This window comes from Chloroflexus sp. (genome assembly GCF_034432675.1).
GTDB lineage: Bacteria > Chloroflexota > Chloroflexia > Chloroflexales > Chloroflexaceae > Chloroflexus.
This window is the reverse complement of sequence record NZ_DAOUBI010000143.1, coordinates 19,076-38,145: the sequence shown is the minus strand read 5'-3', so window position 1 is coordinate 38,145 and position 19,070 is coordinate 19,076. Positions and strand designations below refer to the sequence as shown.

Sequence of the window (19,070 nt, the reverse complement as noted above, 5' to 3'; positions counted from 1 at the left end):
ATTCCAGCGGCAACATGAAGGCAACGACATCCGGTTGCCTTCATGTCACTACCCTTGAGCTGCTTAGTAGCCGATCATAGCCAACGCTAGCCATGCCGCCCAAGCTGATCTTTCACCGCTGACACAATCCGTTCGACGGTCAGACCGAATTCGGTGTAGATGCGCTGGAATGGCGCTGAGGCACCGAAGCGATCCACCCCGATAATCGCGCCTGCACAGCCAACGTAGCGCTCCCAGCCGATTGAGCGCCCCGCCTCTACGGCTACCCGCGCTCTGATCTGCGGTGGCAGCACCCGATCACGGTAGACAGCATCTTGTTGATCAAACAGTTCGCGACAAGGCATACTGACAACGCGGGTGGCAATGCCTTCCCCGGCCAGATGATCGGCGGCTGCCAGGGCCAGCGCTACTTCCGAACCGGTCGCAATGATCAACGCCTGAGCCGCGTCCGCATCACGCAGCACATAGCCACCGCGCAGGGTACCATCGGCGGCACCAAGCTGCGTCCGGTCAAGTGTCGGCACGTTCTGCCGGGAGAGGATGATCGCGGTTGGGCCATCGCTCCGTTGCAGTGCCAAACGCCAGGCCATTGCCACCTCATTGGCATCGCCCGGTCGCACAACCAGCAGGTTGGGAATGGCCCGCAGTGCCAGCAGATGCTCTACCGGCTGGTGGGTCGGCCCATCTTCGCCAACGCCGATACTGTCGTGCGTAAAGACGTAAATCACTCGTAACCGCATCAAGGCCGCCAGCCGGATGGCCGGGCGCATGTAGTCGCTGAACACGAGGAAGGTACCGCCGTAGGGAATAATCCCGCCGTGCAGCGCCATACCGTTGAGAATGGCACCCATCGCGTGCTCACGCACGCCGAAATGCAGGTTGCGCGCACTGAAATCCTCACCGTTGATCGAACCCAATCCTTCCAGATAGGTAAAGTCCGAGGTGTGCAGATCGGCTGAACCTCCCAGCAGACCGGGGATAATCGGAGCGAGTGCCTGCAACACGGCTCCCGACGCGACACGGGTACCTTTAGCTTTCGGATCAGGGACAAAGGTCGGTATCGCCTGTTCCCAGCCTGTTGGTAAACCGCCCTGCTGCATCAGATCCCACTGCGCAGCCAGATCGGGATACGACGCGCGATACCGTCGGAACATCGCCTCCCATTCACGCTGGCGGGTCTCACCAACTTCAACCGCCATGTGCATATGTTCATAGACTTCGTCAGGTACGTAGAAAGCCGGTTCCTGCGGCCAGCCTAACGCCTCTTTGGTCAATTTCACGCCTTCGACGCCAAGCGGCTCGCCGTGAGCCTTGTGACTGCCGGCCCGTGGACTGGCATACCCTATCACCGTGCGGGTGATGATGAGGGAAGGCCGTTCACCATCAGCAATCGCTTCAGCCAGGGCCAGTGCCACCGACGCCATATTGTGACCATCGGCGTACAACACCTGCCAGCCATAAGCGGTAAACCGATCGGCAACCTGTTCGCTCCAGGCCAGGCGGGTTGGTCCCACCAGCGAAATATCGTTGCTATCGTACAAGACAATTAGTTTCCCCAGCTGTAAATGGCCGGCCAGACTGGCCGCCTCGTGGGAGATGCCTTCCATCAGATCACCATCGCTGGCGATGACATAAGTATAGTGATCAACGACCGGAAACCCTACCCGGTTAAATTTGGTCGCTAGCCAGCGCTCGGCAATTGCCATCCCGACTGCCGTTGCAATCCCCTGACCGAGCGGGCCGGTCGTCATCTCAACCCCCGGCGTTTCGTGATACTCAGGATGACCGGGTGTGCGACTCCCCCATTGCCGAAATTGTTTCAGGTCATCCAGCGCCACATTGTAACCGGTAAGGTGGAGTAGGGCGTAGAGTAACATCGAACCGTGACCGGCTGATAGGACGAAACGATCCCGGTTTGGCCAGTGTGGATCGCTCGGATTATGCTTCAGAAAGCGCGTCCAAAGCACGTATGCAGCGTCGGCCATCCCAAGTGGCATGCCGGGATGGCCACTGTTAGCTTGCTGAACGGCATCAATCGCCAGTGCTCGAATCGCATTGGCACATAACTGGTCAATCGTGGTGGTCATCGGGTTATTCATGCACAACAATCTCCTCTAATGCGAACATCGCCAGCCTCAACGCTGTTCGGTTATTCCCCACTGCTCTCCATCATACCACTGTATGCATTATTCACTGTTCGCAGGCCGTGATCGACGACGATTGAATTACACATTATAATCGTGGACTCGCGGTATCATAGCACTTATGAAGCCTGGAAAGTGAAGTGAGGCATTATGTCACAACCAATACTGACCCTGGAGACCGATCCTGCGCTTGAGGGACTATGGATCGCCATCGAAACGGCCCGTGCCCAAAGTTATCCCCTCACCGGGGCGGTATTTCGCCTGTACCAACCACCGACCGATCCGCGTGATGCACTCGATGCGGCGGCCCGTGAACTCGACTTCCAGCCTCTCGGGCAGCACTGGATCGAAGTGCCGCGACGGATCGCAGTAAAGATCGTGACCAACCTTATCGCCCACGACCTGGCCTACCCCGACGAGGTCGTGCCCCAGGCTCAGGCCACCGATCTTGCCGGTAGAGTACTGGCGTTATTGGGGCCACAGGCGCGCTATTTCACCAACGGCGCAGTGAGTGGCGATTTTGCAATCTACGACATTCATGGCAATGAGGTGGTTGGCTGGCGCTCACTGAGTGATGCACCACTCGACCACGGCCTGTTTGCCATTGATGATCAACGGGTCATGGTGTTATGGGCCGAAGATGCACCGTAGTCTGGGATAGCTGCTGGTGTCAATCATTCGCCGGGATCAGCAGTGGGATGCGTAGAGCCGGGTGCTTTTTTTCTGGTGGGAGTGACCGAATCACGGGCATATCCGTCCTGGCAAACGCTTATCGACAGGCCGGTGGCTACAGGCGCCCGTACAGTGGCGAGAGCAGGTACCGCAAACTTCAGCTATAATACAAGAGTTATGAGTCAGCGCCAAATAATCAATTCAGCCGATATCACCGCACCGTTTCGCGTCTTCTGGCATGCACTGCGCGATCTGTTTGATGAATTTTTGCTGCTCACGTTTGCCAACATTATCTGGGCCGCGCTGAGTGTACCACTCTTCAGTATTGCCTACGTTGCGATGGTGAGTAACGCTGCCCTCCCCGCGGCAGCAGCGGCACTAATTGGCGTCGTACCGGCAGCTCCGGCATTTGGTGGCCTGTACGCGCTGAGCAAGCGGATCACCGAAGGTCGGGCCAGCAAATTAACCGATTTCTTCGCCGGTATACGGACGTATGCAATTCCGGCGTGGCGTTTATACGGTATCTGGATGGCCGGTCTGGCCCTGATTTTGTGGAACCTGGCCTTCTATGCCAATGTGTCCGGTCTGCTGGGAGGACTCCTGATCGGCTTTTTTCTCTACCTGTTTATGCTCTGGTCGGCCATCATCATCTATGCTTTCCCAATGATGGTGTTATTGGAACAGCCTTCGCTCCGCCAGATTGTGCGCAACGCTCTGATCTTGATCGTCAGTCGCCCCATCTATACTCTGATCACCATGCTCTTGATGGGCTTTATCTTGTTTATCAGCAGCCTGGTGCTGGTCGTCCCGTTCCTGCTCTTCAGCGTCTCGCTCCTGGCGGTGTGGGGGGTGCGTGCGACCCAATTTCTGATCGATGACGCACAGGCTAAGCAGGTAACAGACACGGAACCTCCGACACCGGTTGAAGAGCGTGGTCGGCGTGGACAGGTGCGGCCAAAATAGTGATTGATGTGTTCAAGAAGGTGGTATCATACAACACCTACTACCAACTCAGCGATGGTTTACTGGCCACTTCTGCCATAATACAGCTCGCTCGCATGCCGAACTTTACCGAGGACCAACATATGCTGACACGACGAATCATTCCCTGTCTTGATGTCAAAGCGGGACGTGTGGTGAAAGGAGTAAAATTCCTGAATCACCGTGATGCCGGTGATCCAGTAGAGCTGGCAGCTGTTTACAATGCTGCTGGAGCCGATGAACTGGTCTTCTACGACATCACGGCATCCAGTGATGAACGGGTAATTATGGTCGAGGTTGTAGAACGTACGGCTGCCGAGGTGTTTATTCCGCTCACAGTTGGTGGTGGTTTACGCAGCGTTGACGATATGTATCGCATGCTGCGGGCCGGTGCCGACAAGGTCAGCCTGAATACAGCAGCGGTCTACAACCCGCAACTCATCGCCGAGGGTGCCCGGCGGTTTGGCAGCCAGTGCATTGTACTGTCGGTTGATGCTAAACGGGTGAACGCACCGGGCGAACCACCACGCTGGGAAGTCTTTACGCATACCGGGGCCAATCCGCGCCCGACGGGGCTTGACGCTATCGAATGGATCAAGCAAGGGATCGATCTTGGGGTAGGCGAGATTTGCATTAACAGCATGGACGCCGACGGTGCGCGTATCGGTTATGATCTGGAGCTATTACAGGCTATCACGGCAATCTCCCCGGTACCGGTCATTGCGTCCGGTGGGGTTGGTTCGCCGCACGACATGTATCGCGGCATCGTCGAAGGCGGTGCCGATGCGGTACTGGCCGCGTCCATCTTCCACTTCGGCGATTACTCGGTGGCCGATGTCAAACGCTACCTGGCCGAGCGGGGGGTACCGGTAAGGGTGATATAAGAACCCACTTCTACCTACCCAATCCGTCGTCCTCATTCACATGTTGCACCCGTAGTTGCCAGAGCAAACCGCCGAGGACCGGGCCAAAACGATCAACCAGGCGCTGGCGGGTTTGTCCTTCCTGATACCGTTGACGGGCAAGGCGTTTAATGGTTTGCTCGTCATCACCTACACGCATCGTCTGCATCAATACAAAAGAGACATCGTTCAGTCCAAATGTAGCAGCAACGTCGATCAGGCGAGCGATAGATTCGTAGGGTGGTTCGAGTAGAATTGCTGCGTGGGTGTAGATGCCGTGCTCACGGATAGCAGTGATCAATTTACGCGCTTGGTTACACCTACTGGCAGAGTCAAAAATGCTGGTAGTAGCAATAACAAATGTCAGTGCTGCGCAACCGGTCTGAGCCAGCCGCAGAATAGAATCTTCATGCAGATATTCAAGGGCGACTACGGCTTGCCATTTGACATTCAAACTGGCGTTTGTCAGGTAGTCGAGTAGTTCAGTAAACCATTGTTCATCGATGGTCAATGCCGGCTCGCAGGACAGTACGCGGCGTATGCCGGTCTCCTCCACCAGTGTGCGCAGCTCCTGACCGATATGGCGGGGCTAGCGTATGTACCATTGACCATTGATATGCCAACCGCTCACAACGGGTGTTTGTAACTCTCCGCCCGGTGCTCGGGGGGCGTAGTGCTCAAGCGACAGTAGATGACAGGCTGGAAAGGGAATATCGTTTGGCAGGCATTGATTGACCGTTGCTGCGCCATCGAGTCAGGCCAGGACACCGGTGATGGCTGCGGGCACATCAGTACCGTTGCGTTGAACCAGTAATGGCAAAATGTCAGGATAAGGATGAATCTGCAACTGCCTGTTCAATGGTGCGGCTATCTTCACCGCCGACGATGACACGTTGGGGCTGAAACGTTTGCTGGCGACGTTCAATATCGTGCCAGCTTCCCGTCGCATTCAGGATGTGGTCGTACATCCGCACGATGATGCGACGTTGTTCCAAAGCAGCCGCCACGTAGGCCAGAGTTAGGGGCGGTATTTGATTGGTCTGTTTGCCGGGTAGAGCAATGAGTGCAACCTTCACCTAGTTTCTCCCGCCAACCTGTCTGGATAGCGACTATTGTGTCAGCAATGATTTCGCCAACCATGAACAGGAATCTTCACCAATCCTGTTGTTAATGATCAGACTACCCGATTCAGCGTCCTCAGAGCTACATAGTGTAACGAAATATTCTTATTGCAAAGATAGCACATTTCAGCAGCAATTAAGATAACGAAATATTCAGAAATCATTTCACTCACACAGTAGTTTGATTGCCGGTGTTAACCTATTGTTCAGTCTTGTACAATATGGGGAGAGAAAAGGTGAAGCGGGTTCCTTCCCCGACTTTACTGTGTGATATCCAGATTCTGCCGTTGTGGGCTTCAACAAATTGTTTGCAAATGGCCAGCCCAAGGCCGAGGTGGGTATTTTTCCTCTCGCGACCATTAGAATGGCTTGGTACCTGATGATAGGGCAGAAACACTTTTTCAATCTGATCGGTCGGAATACCGATCCCGGTATCGGTCACGTGCACATAAACATAATCCTGCTGTCGTTCAGCACTCACGGTGATCTGACCACCATTGGGCATCGCTTTGATCGCATTCTCGATCAGATTGGTTAGTACCTGACCAATACGTTCCTCATCGAGAAACATATCGGGTAACTGATCCGGCAGCTCCCAACGCAGATCGACGCTGCATGATTTCGCCGGTTGTTGTTGCTGAATGCACGTAGTAATGATAATGTCAATGATATTGGTGCGCACCGGCCGTAGCTTCAATTGACTGGAGCCATTACGATTGATCTCTATCAACTCCTCAATGCGTTTCCACAAGCGTTTATAACTGTCTTTCACTTCACCGAGGAAATGGCGTTGCGCTTCGGTAAGCTTACCAATGTTATCACTTTCCTTAAGGACAATATCAAGATTACCGTTAAGAACGTTCAGCGGATTACGCAGCTCATGAGCAAGTTTGCCAATAAATTCCCGGCGCTGCCGCTCCTGTATTTTCTGGTCGGTAATATCGTGTAGCACCAGCACAGCCAGGCAGGTATCGGGTGACGGATTCACCAGGGTGGCGTGAATCTGGTAATAGCGAGCCTGTTCGGCTTCGCCGTCAACGATTTCTTTGCTGAACGAGACCCTGTTCTGGTAGAGCTGAAGCGCCATGTCAATCAGGTGATCGGCCAGTTTGCCATTGCAAGCAGCACTATGCTCTATCGCCTGTCGTGCTACGGCGTTGTCAAGGTATACGTTACCCGCTTTATCGTACACGATCAGACCGTCGGCCATATCGTGCAGAATTGCGCTGAGCATCGCCTGTTGTCGACTCAACTGAACGTGGAGTTCGGCGTTCCGAATCGCAATCATGACCTGGATACTAAACGAGGTCAAATGGCGCTCTTCGGCCAGAAAGAAGGCTTCACTCTGCCGACTTACCACACTGAGGGCACCGCGAATCCGGTCAGGCTGATCGGGATCAAAGAGAGGAACGCTGAGCGCAGCCTGCCATTGCTGATCGGCCAGGGATTGCCATGCCGGTTCTTGCGCTATCTCGTGGGCATCAAGCAAGACGGTTCGTTTCTCGGTAATAACGACTTGAGCCAAAGCGGTTGCCCAGTCTAATTGTTGTGCATCGGTATGCAGAATCTGGTGTTCAAGTCCGTTAGCGTGGGCCAATGTCAGCGCCACATTATCGACCCGCTGCACCCCCAGCATACGGGTCAGCGAGTCGAGAATCTGGCGCAGAACATCATCCAGGCTCAGTGAACTGCTGATAGCACGCAAGCTTTCGCCAAGGGCCTCCATCCGTCGTAGCCGCTCACGCAGATCGTTATTCGAGGCTTCCAGGCTGGCGACCTGCTGTTTTTGTTCACGGTGAAGCTGATCGTACCGTGTCTGCCAATCGAGAGCTACCAGGTTGCGTTGCTGCCCAAACCAGACCAAAATCAGAACAGTGATGATGCTCAACAGGAAACTACCAACTGGCACCAGCGTGGTCAACGTTAGTGGATTGTCAGTCCAGGGCGAAGGAGTGGTAAGCGGGTAGATTAGGCCAATCAACGCCGGCAGCAGTGCCGGCCATAATGAATGGAATCGATACCGCCACGTGCGCAAAATACCTACTCCCTGAACAACGGCCGGCAGCGGGTTGGTGCTGATCAGGAAGATCGACCAGATGATCATCAGCAAATCGCTCAGGCCGGCGAGTGTTAGGAGGAGGTTAGTTGAAGTTGGGTAACGGCGGAGCAATAGCAGCAAGACAACGTTGACCAAACTGTAACCGATCAATCCATTCCAGGCGGCAGATGGTAGATTGAATTGGGTGAGCAGCCAGCCTAACCCCAATGCCGGCAACGGCAAGAGGCGGCGGATCATCGTTTGCAGTTGCCAGGTGTTATGCTTCATGTCAATAGTCGATGTATCTCAAACTATGGCTCAAACTTATAGCCGAGATTGCGTACCGTGATGACGTGCCGTGGATGATCCGGGTCTTCCTCCACCTTTGTACGCAGACGGCGGATGTAAACGGCGACTAAATTGCTTTCGCCTTCGTAGTCGTACCCCCATACTTTACTCAGAATTTGGGTTACGTTCAAGATTCGTCCCGAATTCTTCATCAGGTAGTAGAGCAACCGAAATTCGAGTGGGGTCAATTCGACAGAGCGACCATCGGTGAAAAGAACTTTGTGTTCGACGGGATCGAGCGTGAGATTGCCCTGACTGAGACGAGTCGAGGTATTGAGCACATCAGCGTTGCGTCGTCGTAAGACAGCTTCAACACGCGCCAGCAATTCCGAAGGTTCAAACGGTTTGACCAGATAGTCGTCACCACCGATTTGAAGACCCGTAACCCGATCCTGGAGTTGATGGCGGGCCGAGAGGAAAATGATCGGGATGTCGGAGTTGCGTCGAATTTGGCGACAAACCTCGAACCCATCAATTTTAGGCATCATGACATCCAACAGGATGAGATCAGGATTGTGTTGCTCGATCAACTGGAGAATGTTGGACGTATCATGTGCCCGAAAGACACGATAACCAGCTTCTTCAAGCAAGTAAGAAGTCATTCTTGCACTGGGGATGTCATCATCAACAACCAAAATATTCATGCGGCGCTCCCTGTTTGCTTTGCTGGTAGTGCGAATAATACGACCTCTGCAACTGCGGCGCATCAATTATACCACTTACAGCTTGATTTTGGCTAGAGTTGAAACGTTAAAAACCGATATAATGACTCAATCACGATAGTATTGGCAACTGTTATGAAATGGGGCATGGTTGGTGTAGAGAGTGAAGCCGTTTCATGGGTTGATTATTCTGGCATCCAGAACCATCTGACATCCTCATATGTCTGCCGTGTATATTGTTGTCTCTCATACCAAACCTTGATTGATACTGTGCATCATCGCATGGCATCGATGGTGTGGTCATCCGTGAGTATCCGAATCCAGCCGTGCGGAACCGTGGGAATAACCTGCAGAAAATGCACAAACATAGGTCTGGTGGATGCGCATGGATATGCTGTATGTACCGCTGTTCCACCCCTGCCGATTGACATCGCACGGGATGCGGATGGATGCAGAGGTGGCAGAAGGGTGGGCTGATTGGTGCGCGTTCTGTGCCTGGCATCTTACCAGATGTGAGATAAGGGTGACCACCGCATCCGCACCCCAAGCATTTCGTAGGGGTGGGTTCCAAACCCACCCCTACGAACCCGTCCCTCCCACCCAGGCGTGGCACGCGATGCGTGATGAACCCGTGCATCATGTCGGGAACACCATTCGTTCATTCGCTCTCCGGCGTCTTGTGGCATCATCAGCACAGTACTGATACTCTTGCTGAAGGATAGCGCATCACAGGTGTTACACGACGCAGCAATGCCCGACAGACACATTACTCCAGCTCTGAATGAACTGGTGCAATCCTGATAGTCTGGTATAATCCGTCCGGCAAATAATGCAGGTGTGAACGTAGAACTTATTTCATAAAAAGTTGTACTGTCGCGCTCGAATAACCATCTCCGGTGCTATCACGCGCTGGATTGGTTGCCTTGCTCACTCATCATCCGCGTGTGGCGTTGTTTGGAGTGCGGCAGCCATGCTGCTGCGCCAGCCGTACTCACGATCTGGCGCGTGTCACGTCGTTGACCCGGCTGGTCACGCGGAGGCCGGGTGGGCTCGTCATGAACATGGATATCGAGCGGCAATGAAGAAGATACCTTCTCGTAGATGTTTTTTGAAACAGGTTCTAGAACTTAAAAGCTGTGCTGTCGATCTCCCAGACTGTCGCACAGACGCATGAACGCTTGCCAATCATCAAAGCCTGCCTGTCCTGCGCCCAACCCGTTGGTATGGGCTTTTCATTACCCATAATTCTGTAGTCACCCGCTGCATTCTTTATCAGGGACTATCCCAGCGTACACTCCTCCGGACATCACCGCCCGGCACCAGCCCTGTCGTGATGCCGAAGCTATTCGGTTTATCCGCCCGTCGCCGCAGGGGGATCACCAACGATAACCGGATGGACACCGTGGTGGCGGACGGGGGTGTCTTGCCAGGTGGGGTAGGACTGGGTGCTTCCCAGATGGACGCTCATCCCCGCAGTGGGCGCTGCTGCACCCTGATCGGGCATCACCGGGTGCCCGCCGGCAACCATTGGCGTCCTGGGGATGGCGACAGCATCCCGCACCGGCATTGGTAGGGGCGCACAGCCGTGCGCCCCTACCGAGCACGGTCAGGGCGATCCCTGCTAGCCCGTGACACAACCGATGCACCATACTGGCTACCTGGCAACATATGGGTAATTGCATAGGTTGGTATGGGAGAGAGCAGCTTCGTTCGTCTCATCATAGACTGGATTGATTGCCTTGCCTGCGCATCGTGCGCGTCTCGCGTCGTTTGGAGTAGGGGCACGGCATGCCGTGCTCCTACGACTCCCGGCGTACCAGGTAGGTAAGACGCAGGTGTCGCCCCTACTAGCGTCTAGCGGTGCATCGTTCAGGTGCAGTATCGGGGTCATTGTTGACTGATGTGTCACGACCAGATTTGATATCATCCAGTCCTGAAGCGGATTCTGGTCACAACAATTTGAGAGTGCTACAATACGTAAAATAACCGCTAGCGGAGAGATTGCTATGACAACACAACGTGTTCGTGGTTGCTGCCCGCATGATTGCCCCGATACCTGTGCCACCATAACGGAAGTGCGTGATGGACGGGCAGTCGCGTTTTATGCCGATCCTGAACATCCGATCACCCAGGGCTGGCTGTGTGCCAAAGTCCGTCCGTACCTCGAACGAGTGTACAGTCCTGATCGGCTACTCTATCCACTCCGTCGGGTAGGACCAAAAGGCAGCGGACGCTGGGAACGGATAAGCTGGGACGAAGCGATCACTACCATCGCAGAGCGCTGGCGGGCAATTATCGCCGAATACGGTGCTGCTGCGATCCTGCCCTATTCGTACAGTGGCACGCTGGGTTTGCTGCAAACGGCAATTGTTGATGCCCGCTTGTGGAACCGGATAGGAGCCAGCGGTCTGGATCGAACGATCTGCTGTGCTGCTGCCCACGCTGCTGTCTATGACACGCTTGGCGCCCGTCGTAGTCCCGACTATGACGACCTGCGGCACAGCCGGCTCATCATCCTTTGGGGGCATAACCCGGCCAGCGCCGGCCCTCACGCAATGCCGTTTATCCGTCAGGCACAGCGTGCCGGTGCCTATGTGGTGGTGATCGATCCACGACGGACGGCTACCGCTCGCTCTGCCGATCTCCATCTGGCGATCAGGCCGGCAACCGATGGGGCGCTGGCCTTGGGCATGATGAATGTCATCTTCGCTGAAAACCTGCACGATGAGGCATGGTTAGAAGCGCATACGGTTGGCTGGCGTGAATTGCGTACACGGGCTGCCGAATATGATCCCGAACGGGTAGCAACCATTACCGGACTGCCGGTATCAACCATCATTGAACTGGCCCGTCGCTATGCAACCACCAAACCGGCTATCATTAAAACAGCCGACGGTATTCAACGCCATCAGAATGGTGGTCAGACCTTCCGGGCACTCCTTTGCCTGCCGGCGGTTGTGGGACAGTACGGTGTGCGTGGCGGTGGCCTGGCCTATTCCACCGGCGGTTATGTAACGTGGGATGCGGAAGCCGTTGGTCATGCCTCTGAATGCCCACCAGTACCGCGGACTGTCAATATGAACCGTCTTGGCGCGGCTCTCACCGGCGAAGTAACCGATCCGCCAATCATGTCCCTCTTTGTCTACTGCGCTAACCCTCTCGCTTCATCACCCAATGCCGGCCTGATCGAACAGGGGTTGCGGCGTGAAGACCTCTTTACCGTCGTCCACGAACTCTTTATGACCGATACGGCCCGCTATGCCGATATTGTCTTACCGGCAACCAGTCAACTCGAACACCTCGATCTGCACCGTGCCTATGGTCATCGCTATCTCACGCTTAACCAACCGGCAATTGCCCCCTTGGGTAAAGCGAAGAGCAATTGGGACGTGACCCGCTTGCTGGCGCAGGCGATGGGCTATAGCGAACCGTGGCTGCACGAGAGTGCGGAAGAGGCGATCCGTGGTGTCCTTGATGCCTCGCGGGCACGCAATCCGTTTCTGGCCGGCATCACCTTTGAACGTCTGCAACAAGAGGGAACCGTTCGGCTCACACTGTCACCAGAGAACGAAGTGCCGTTTGCTGATGGTCACTTCCCAACTCCATCAGGCAAAGTTGAATTGTGGAGTGCGACCCTAGCTGCTCAGGGGCTTGATCCGCTTCCCCATTATGAACCACCGGCTGAGTATGTCGCACATCCGCCGGAGGAGGGATGGCTAACCCTTATCTCAGCCGCTGCTCACCATTTTGTCTCGTCAAGTATGGCCAACCAGCCCAGTTTGCGGGCAAAAGAGGGAGAACCGACTATCGAGATTAATCCGGTCGATGCTGCCGCACGCAACATTCGTGATGGTGACGTTGTCGTTGTCAGTAATCAACGGGGGCAGTGCCATCTGCGTGCAGTTGTGAGTACCAACGTACCACCTGGTGTTGTCTCTGCGGTTAAGGGCCACTGGCCTTCACTCTCGCCCGATGGGCGGAATGTCAACTGGACAACCCCTGATGCACTGGCCGATCTGGGTGGACAGAGCACATTTCACAGTAATCGGGTACAGGTCTGGCCATCACGTATCTGACAGCATCGTGACATTCCCTTCACAGCACAACTGTGAAAGGAGTGGGTGTCGTGAAGCGACTCGATTGGGGAAAAACCGGTCAGTCGATGACTGAAATTACCATTCTGTTGGCACTGGTGGCAGCAGTAGCGATTTCCGGCTTAATGCTCACCGGTGAAGGCACCCGTGATGCGCTCTGTCGGGTAGCAAGTGCGTTCGGGAGCACCTGTGGCGATCTGTTTCGCGACGATTTTTCCAATCTCAATAACTGGACTATTCAGAACGGACGCTGGCAAATTCGTGAGGGACGCCTTTGTATCGATGGGCCAGGGCGGATCTATCGCTCATTTGATCGCAGTGACTACGTGATCGATGTCAGCCTGGCCCGTCTGACCAGAGGGAATGGCTATGGCCTCTTCTTCCGCGACTCGGGTGGGCCAAAATTCAATGGCTACTCGTTCCAGTACGATCCAGGCTACGGGCAAGGGGCATTCATCATTCGCAAGTGGATCAATGTTAATGAGCTGGCAGTGCCGATTGCCCGCGTAGATGCACCCGCCGGCTACGATTGGTATGGCTCAGATCGCACAGTGCGCTTGGAGGTACGCGGGAATACATTTGTTGCCTCTATCGATGGTCAACCGGTTGTTCAGGCACGTGATAGCAGTTTTGATCAAGGCGGTATCGGCTTCCGCAGTTGGGATGCATCGAGTGCCTGCTTCGATGATGTGAGTGTGCGCAGGCCGTGAGGACATGGCAATGTTCTCGAAGGTGGCATTATGACCGACGAACAGCGATCATCGCAACCGCCACAGGGGCAATTTGATCCCGATTACTATGTGCAATGGCAACCACCGGTTATTCCACCAGGCCAGGGACGACGAGTAGTGCGGATCGCGATTGTCTGCTTGAGTAGTGTGCTGGTACTTATCGCTTTGATTGCACTCTGGCGGAGTAATCTGATAGCTCTGCCCGGTGGTCGGGGTGATATTGTGGGGCGAGTCGTGGCACCTGCCGGGGGAGCAGTGGTCTTTACCGGGACAGATTTAACTGAAATTCCGGTTGCAGCTGATGGCAGTTTCATCGTGCGTGGTGTGCCGTCAGGACGGCAAATACTCTACGTTGCGTTTGCCGGTACGGCCTGGGAAGTTGCGGTTGACGTGCCCAATCAGGGAACGGTTGATGTGGGTGTGATTACGGTTCAGCCAACTGCTGAACCGGTGCAGCGGTAGACAGGTGGTGCGGTCGCTAATCGGCACTGATAGCTATCAACCTCATAGGGCGAACGCACTACTGATCACGATTGTCGTTTCGTTGGACGCCGTTATCCCCAATCTATCCACGATACCCTGTCGTAATGTGGATAAGTAAACGAAAATTGTGGATAACTTTTGCATAGCGGTGGATTACAGATTGATAACACACCATCGTTCTGATCTGGCAGTGTCAGTGGCGCTTGGTTTGACGGGCCGCAGCATGGCTTCCATACTTCAATGGTATGGTGCATGATGTTCCATAATGTATCTCATAAAGCTGTGCTGTCGTGCTACCATCCTGTCGCACAAGCTCATAAACGCTTGCCAATCACCACGACAGCCTACCCTGCTCCTGGCCCGTTGGCAACGCGCAGCTCCAGTCGTGCCATCACGCGCAGGATAGGTTGCCTTGCCCGCTTGTCAGGCGCATGTCGCGGCGTTTGGCATGCGGCAACATGGCTGCCACACCAGTCGTGCTCACGATCCGGCACGGGTCACGCTGTTGCCCCTGCCGGTCACGAGGATGCTGTGACTGCTCATCACGATCAATGAATGAGATAACTTCTAGCTTCGTTCTATTCAGTTCCTTGCCAACAATGCATTCTATGCTATGCTTTGAGTGAGCAGTATCACCACACGTATAGCCATGGTCGCAAAACCTTATGACCGTCATCCTGTTTGAAGATGAACTCTGGCGCCATTTTGCTACGCTGGTTCAGGCCCGTCCGGTCTTTGAACTTCGCTGTGGGGCATTTTCAACCCGTGAACGGGTTGCCGCTATTCTTGACCAACCGGCTTACGGTCTCTGTCGTGCCCACCTGATGCCCCACTTTGGCCCTGCCGGTGGACTGGCCGAATTGCTGGCCCGAAGTGATCCGGTCATCTTCGTGAATGGCCGGGCCCTCAATCTGGAGTGGTTGCCGGCACTTGTCTGTGAGCCGATCAACACTGCCTGCATTGCCGGTGAAACGCTCCTTGGTGCTCGCATATCGCCGGCCCTGGCCAGTGCAATCATCTATTATCTTCGTGAGCAGCAGGCTGAAGCCGCACGTGACGAATTGCTGCGCTTTGCCCGGATACGCGAACTGCAACTCACCGCACCACTGCTGACCTATCCCTGGGATCTCATCACGCAGGCCGGCGAACAGCTCATTCGTGATGAACCATTGCTGGCCCGTCGGTTACCGCTGTTGACAACCGATGCACCTCACGTCATCGCCCATGGCAAGCGGGTCTATGTCGATCCGACGGCGCAACTGGCTGGGCCAATCGTGTTTGATAGTCGCGACGGGCCGGTCTTCGTCGAGGCAGCGCAGATCGAGCCATTCAGTTACATTCAGGGGCCGGCCTACATTGGCCCAGGCACCCTGATTGCCAGTGCTCGTATCCGTGCCGAAACCTGTATCGGGCCGGTGTGTCGGATTGGCGGTGAGGTGGAGGCGTCGATTATTCACGGCTATTCCAACAAACATCACGATGGCTTTCTCGGTCATAGCTGGCTAGGGGAATGGGTGAATATCGGGGCAATGACGACCAATTCCGACTTGAAAAACAACTATGGTTCGGTGCGCGTGCTCCTCGAAGGCATCGGCCAGATCGATACCGGTATTCTAAAGCTGGGCTGCTTTCTGGCCGATCACGTGAAGCTGGGGATCGGTCTCCATCTGACCGGTGGAACGATGATTGGTACCGGATCGAATGTCTTCGGTATGCATAGTGCGCCAAAAAACGTTCCCCATTTCACCTGGGGCGGCGAGGTCTTTCGCGAGTACCGCATTGATACTATGATCAGCGTCGCCCGCATCGTGATGGCACGGCGGAAACGCGAGCTGACACCCAGTTACGAACAGGTGCTGCGCAAGGCTTTTGAGATAACGCAACCGAGTCGTGATGGTCTGGGATAAACAATGACGTTCCGCGCCTTACCCAGTGTCGATAGACTCATCCGCGCCGTCCGCAGCGACGGGGCCGATATGCCGCACGAACTGGTGCGAGAGGCTGCCCGTGCTGTTCTCAACGAAGCGCGGACATCTATCAGTACCGGTCACCCACCACCCGATCTGTCTACGCTGGTAGCGGCTGTCCAGGCGCACCTGTGCGCAGATGTGACTCCCAGCCTGCGTCCGTTGATCAACGCCACCGGGGTCATCATCCAAACCAACCTCGGTCGGGCGCCGTTGAGTGCTGCGGCTTGCGCGGCGATGCAGGAAGTCGGCAGCGGTTACAGCAATCTCGAATACGATCTGGCTCAGGGCGAACGAGGTTCGTGTCACATTCATCTCGAATCGCTCCTGGTTCAGCTTACCGGTGCCGAGGTAGCCCTGGTCGTGAACAGCAACGCCGCTGCCGTCTATCTGGTGCTTATCGCCATAGCTGCCGGGCGCGAAGTGATTGTCTCGCGTGGGCAGGCAGTAGAAATCGGTGGTGGCTTCCGTATTCCCAATGTCTTACGGGTAAGCGGCGCTCTCCTGATTGAAGTTGGCACGACCAACCGCACCTATGCCCGTGACTATACCGCAGCCATCACCGAGCGCACTGCCCTGATCTTGCTCGTCCACACCAGTAACTTTCGTCTGATCGGGTTCGTCCACGAACCACCCCTTGTCGAGTTAACTGCGGTTGCCCATACCCATGGTATACCGCTACTCGATGATCTGGGGAGCGGAACTCTGATTGATACCCGTCAGTTTGGCCTGCCGCCTGAGCCAACCGTGCAGGAGAGTGTTGCCGCCGGTGCCGACCTGGTGACATTTTCTGGCGATAAGCTGCTCGGTGGGCCGCAAGCCGGTATCATCGTCGGGCGTCGTGAGCTGATCGCCAGACTGCGGCGTCACCAACTTGCCCGCGCCTTACGGGTTGATAAGTGTACGATTGCCGGCTTAACCGCAACCCTGCACAGCTATCTGCGTGGCACTGCCCTACGCGAGATTCCGGTCTGGCAACTGATCAGCACCCCCTTGAGTGCATTGCAGGCGTGCGCAGAGCGTATTGCCGGCGAATTGCGCACTGCCGGCATTCCAGCGCAGATGGTGGATTGTGCCAGTGCGATTGGTGGCGGTTCACTCCCCGGTGCAACGCAACCCAGCGCCGATGTCGCCCTGCCCCCTGTTGGCTGTGGGGCTACCGTGCTGGCGCACCGGCTGCGCATGGCCAATCCACCGGTGATAACCCGGATTGTCGATGATCAGGTACTGTGCGATCTCCGTAGCGTTTTTCCACACGAAGACGACACCCTGATCAATGTCGTGCGTGAGGTCTGCAATGAAAATCTACGGTCTCCTGCTGGCTGCCGGCCAGTCTTCTCGTATGGGGCAACCCAAACAGCTTCTATCCTGGCGTGGTCGCCCGTTAGTGACGCATATCGCCAGCGAAGCTCTCGCCAGTCACCTGGCCGGCCTGACCGTGGTCGTGGGTGCTGCCGAGGCAGCCGTGCGTACCGCCTTACACAATCTCCCCCTCACCATCATCACAAATCCAGCCTACAGTGCGGGCTTGAGCACCTCGCTCGTAGCCGGTCTGCGCACCTTACCCGACGATGCCGCTGCTGCGATGGTATTGCTGGTTGATCAGCCCCTGGTCACTACCCGGTTGATCAACCAGCTCCTCAGTGCCTATCAGACAACCCCCAGTGCAGTAGCGCTCGTTCCGCTGTACCAGGGTCAACGTGGCAATCCGGTCATCATTGCCGCTTCACTCTTCCCCGAACTCTACACCCTGCACGGCGACACCGGCGCCCGTGCTATCTTTCGCCGCTACGCAGATCGGGTTATCGAGCTGGAAGTTGACGATCCGGCGGTGGTTACCGATGTCGATACTCCAACTGCCTGGGAAGCACTAATGCAGCGAGAGAGTGAACAGACCCCCTGACACCATATCAGGCAAGGTATGCTATAATCGCACGATGTCACGGGGAGCGTGAATTGGGGAGCTCCCCAAAGTCTTTCTGTTTCGCCATCTCGCCGGAGCGCGCTGCCGGTGATGCAATGAGCGAAACATCGCCAGAGGAGGATTTTGTGCGCGAACGTCGTCGAGAGTACGAACTGGTTGTTATCATCAACCCATTGTTTGCCAACGAAGAAGGCATTACGGCAAATATTGACCGGATCAGACAGACTGTTGAGCAACTCGGCGGGAAGATTAACACGGTGAGCCAGTCGTCGCCGTGGGGACGCCGCAAGCTGGCGTATCCCATTCGGGAATACGTGACCGGTGAAGCCAGCCGTCGTAAGTTCACGGAAGGCTATTACGTCTTCTTCACCCTCGAATTGAGTGCGGCAAAGGTTGCCGAACTCGACCGGACTATCAGGTTGAATGATAACATTCTCCGCCACCTGCTGGTGCTGGTCGAAGAGAAATCGGTTCAGGTGACACCTGTCGAACCGGCAGAGTCGGAAACAGAGGAAGCGCCGAGTGAGGCGTAGGCGTTTACCGGTGTGCTGGTAGCGATTGGGACAACTGTGGAGGGAAGACGCCATGGCGCGTGATCTGAATAAAGTGTTGATTATTGGTCGTCTTGGCGTCGATCCCGAACTACGTTACACCGCATCCGGCGCACCGGTCGCTACGTTTCGTGTTGCTGCCAGTCGCCAGTGGCGTGACCAGAATGGCGATCTGCACGATGAGACCGAATGGTTTAATGTTGTTGCCTGGAATCGATTGGCTGAAATTTGCCACCAATATCTGAGTCGGGGCGCTCGGGTGTATATCGAGGGACGCCTGCAAACGCGAACCTGGGAGGATGCGCAGAGTGGTCAGACACGTTCACGGGTTGAAGTGATTGTGCAGGATATGATTTTGCTCGATCAGCGTCCATCCCGTTCTGATGAACCGTCGCGCGGCCCTCGCCGTGAACCACCGCCCGATATTGGCGATGATGATATTCCGTTTTAGC

The 19,070-nt window shown here is 55.4% G+C and carries 15 protein-coding genes and 1 pseudogene; 11 read left to right on the top strand and 5 right to left on the bottom strand.

Going from position 1 to position 19,070, the window contains the following annotated elements; genetic code table 11:
• Positions 1-86 precede the first annotated feature (86 nt).
• Positions 87-2,099, bottom strand: coding sequence for a transketolase (gene tkt / locus VAE55_RS10755; protein WP_322815783.1), 2,013 nt, complete (start codon positions 2,097-2,099; stop codon positions 87-89).
• 195 nt (positions 2,100-2,294) lie between these two features.
• Here tkt and VAE55_RS10750 point away from each other — a divergent pair, with 195 nt between their 5' ends.
• The 3 genes from VAE55_RS10750 (at position 2,295) to hisF (ending at position 4,681) form a co-directional block, all read left to right on the top strand.
• Positions 2,295-2,795 carry a hypothetical protein gene (locus VAE55_RS10750; protein WP_322815782.1) on the top strand — a complete coding sequence of 167 codons (501 nt, stop codon included), beginning with the start codon at positions 2,295-2,297 and terminating at the stop codon, positions 2,793-2,795.
• A gap of 198 nt (positions 2,796-2,993) precedes the next feature.
• Positions 2,994-3,779, top strand: coding sequence for a hypothetical protein (locus VAE55_RS10745; RefSeq protein ID WP_322815781.1), 786 nt, complete (start codon positions 2,994-2,996; stop codon positions 3,777-3,779).
• 122 nt (positions 3,780-3,901) lie between these two features.
• A complete protein-coding gene (gene hisF, locus VAE55_RS10740) occupies positions 3,902-4,681 on the top strand; it encodes an imidazole glycerol phosphate synthase subunit HisF (protein ID WP_322815780.1) in 780 nt (259 codons plus the stop codon).
• 10 nt (positions 4,682-4,691) lie between these two features.
• Here hisF and VAE55_RS10735 read toward each other — a convergent pair whose 3' ends face one another.
• The 4 genes from VAE55_RS10735 to VAE55_RS10720 all read right to left on the bottom strand — a co-directional run bounded on the left by VAE55_RS10735 (position 4,692) and on the right by VAE55_RS10720 (position 8,850).
• Positions 4,692-5,255 carry a hypothetical protein gene (locus tag VAE55_RS10735; protein ID WP_322815779.1) on the bottom strand — a complete coding sequence of 188 codons (564 nt, stop codon included), beginning with the start codon at positions 5,253-5,255 and terminating at the stop codon, positions 4,692-4,694.
• 268 nt (positions 5,256-5,523) lie between these two features.
• A complete protein-coding gene (locus VAE55_RS10730; RefSeq protein ID WP_322815778.1) occupies positions 5,524-5,775 on the bottom strand; it encodes a hypothetical protein in 252 nt (83 codons plus the stop codon).
• Between the two features lie 244 nt (positions 5,776-6,019).
• Positions 6,020-8,146, bottom strand: coding sequence for an ATP-binding protein (locus VAE55_RS10725; RefSeq protein WP_322815777.1), 2,127 nt, complete (start codon positions 8,144-8,146; stop codon positions 6,020-6,022).
• A gap of 23 nt (positions 8,147-8,169) precedes the next feature.
• The gene (locus VAE55_RS10720; protein WP_322815776.1) at positions 8,170-8,850 is read right to left on the bottom strand and encodes a response regulator transcription factor; all 681 of its coding nucleotides are present in this window, start codon (positions 8,848-8,850) and stop codon (positions 8,170-8,172) included.
• 2,024 nt (positions 8,851-10,874) lie between these two features.
• Here VAE55_RS10720 and VAE55_RS10715 point away from each other — a divergent pair.
• From VAE55_RS10715 to VAE55_RS10680, 8 genes and pseudogenes are all read left to right on the top strand, one after another.
• Positions 10,875-12,944 (top strand): molybdopterin oxidoreductase family protein, encoded by a 2,070-nt coding sequence (locus VAE55_RS10715; protein WP_322815775.1) that lies wholly within the window; start codon positions 10,875-10,877, stop codon positions 12,942-12,944.
• Positions 12,945-12,994: 50 nt separating this feature from the next.
• A complete protein-coding gene (locus VAE55_RS10710) occupies positions 12,995-13,672 on the top strand; it encodes a family 16 glycoside hydrolase (protein ID WP_322815774.1) in 678 nt (225 codons plus the stop codon).
• A gap of 30 nt (positions 13,673-13,702) precedes the next feature.
• The gene (locus tag VAE55_RS10705) at positions 13,703-14,155 is read left to right on the top strand and encodes a hypothetical protein (RefSeq protein WP_322815773.1); all 453 of its coding nucleotides are present in this window, start codon (positions 13,703-13,705) and stop codon (positions 14,153-14,155) included.
• A gap of 686 nt (positions 14,156-14,841) precedes the next feature.
• Positions 14,842-16,083, top strand: a complete 1,242-nt coding sequence (locus VAE55_RS10700; protein ID WP_322815772.1) for a putative sugar nucleotidyl transferase — start codon at positions 14,842-14,844, stop codon at positions 16,081-16,083.
• A 3-nt stretch (positions 16,084-16,086) separates the two neighbouring features.
• Positions 16,087-17,436: pseudogene (gene selA, locus VAE55_RS10695) on the top strand (L-seryl-tRNA(Sec) selenium transferase); the annotation flags it as partial.
• Entirely contained in the window at positions 17,420-18,046 is a 627-nt protein-coding gene (locus VAE55_RS10690) for a nucleotidyltransferase family protein (protein ID WP_322815771.1), read from the top strand. The pseudogene selA and the gene VAE55_RS10690, both read left to right, overlap by 17 nt.
• A gap of 116 nt (positions 18,047-18,162) precedes the next feature.
• Positions 18,163-18,600, top strand: coding sequence for a 30S ribosomal protein S6 (gene rpsF / locus VAE55_RS10685; protein ID WP_322815770.1), 438 nt, complete (start codon positions 18,163-18,165; stop codon positions 18,598-18,600).
• 52 nt (positions 18,601-18,652) lie between these two features.
• Positions 18,653-19,069 (top strand): single-stranded DNA-binding protein, encoded by a 417-nt coding sequence (locus VAE55_RS10680; protein WP_322815769.1) that lies wholly within the window; start codon positions 18,653-18,655, stop codon positions 19,067-19,069.
• Position 19,070: the final 1 nt, after the last annotated feature.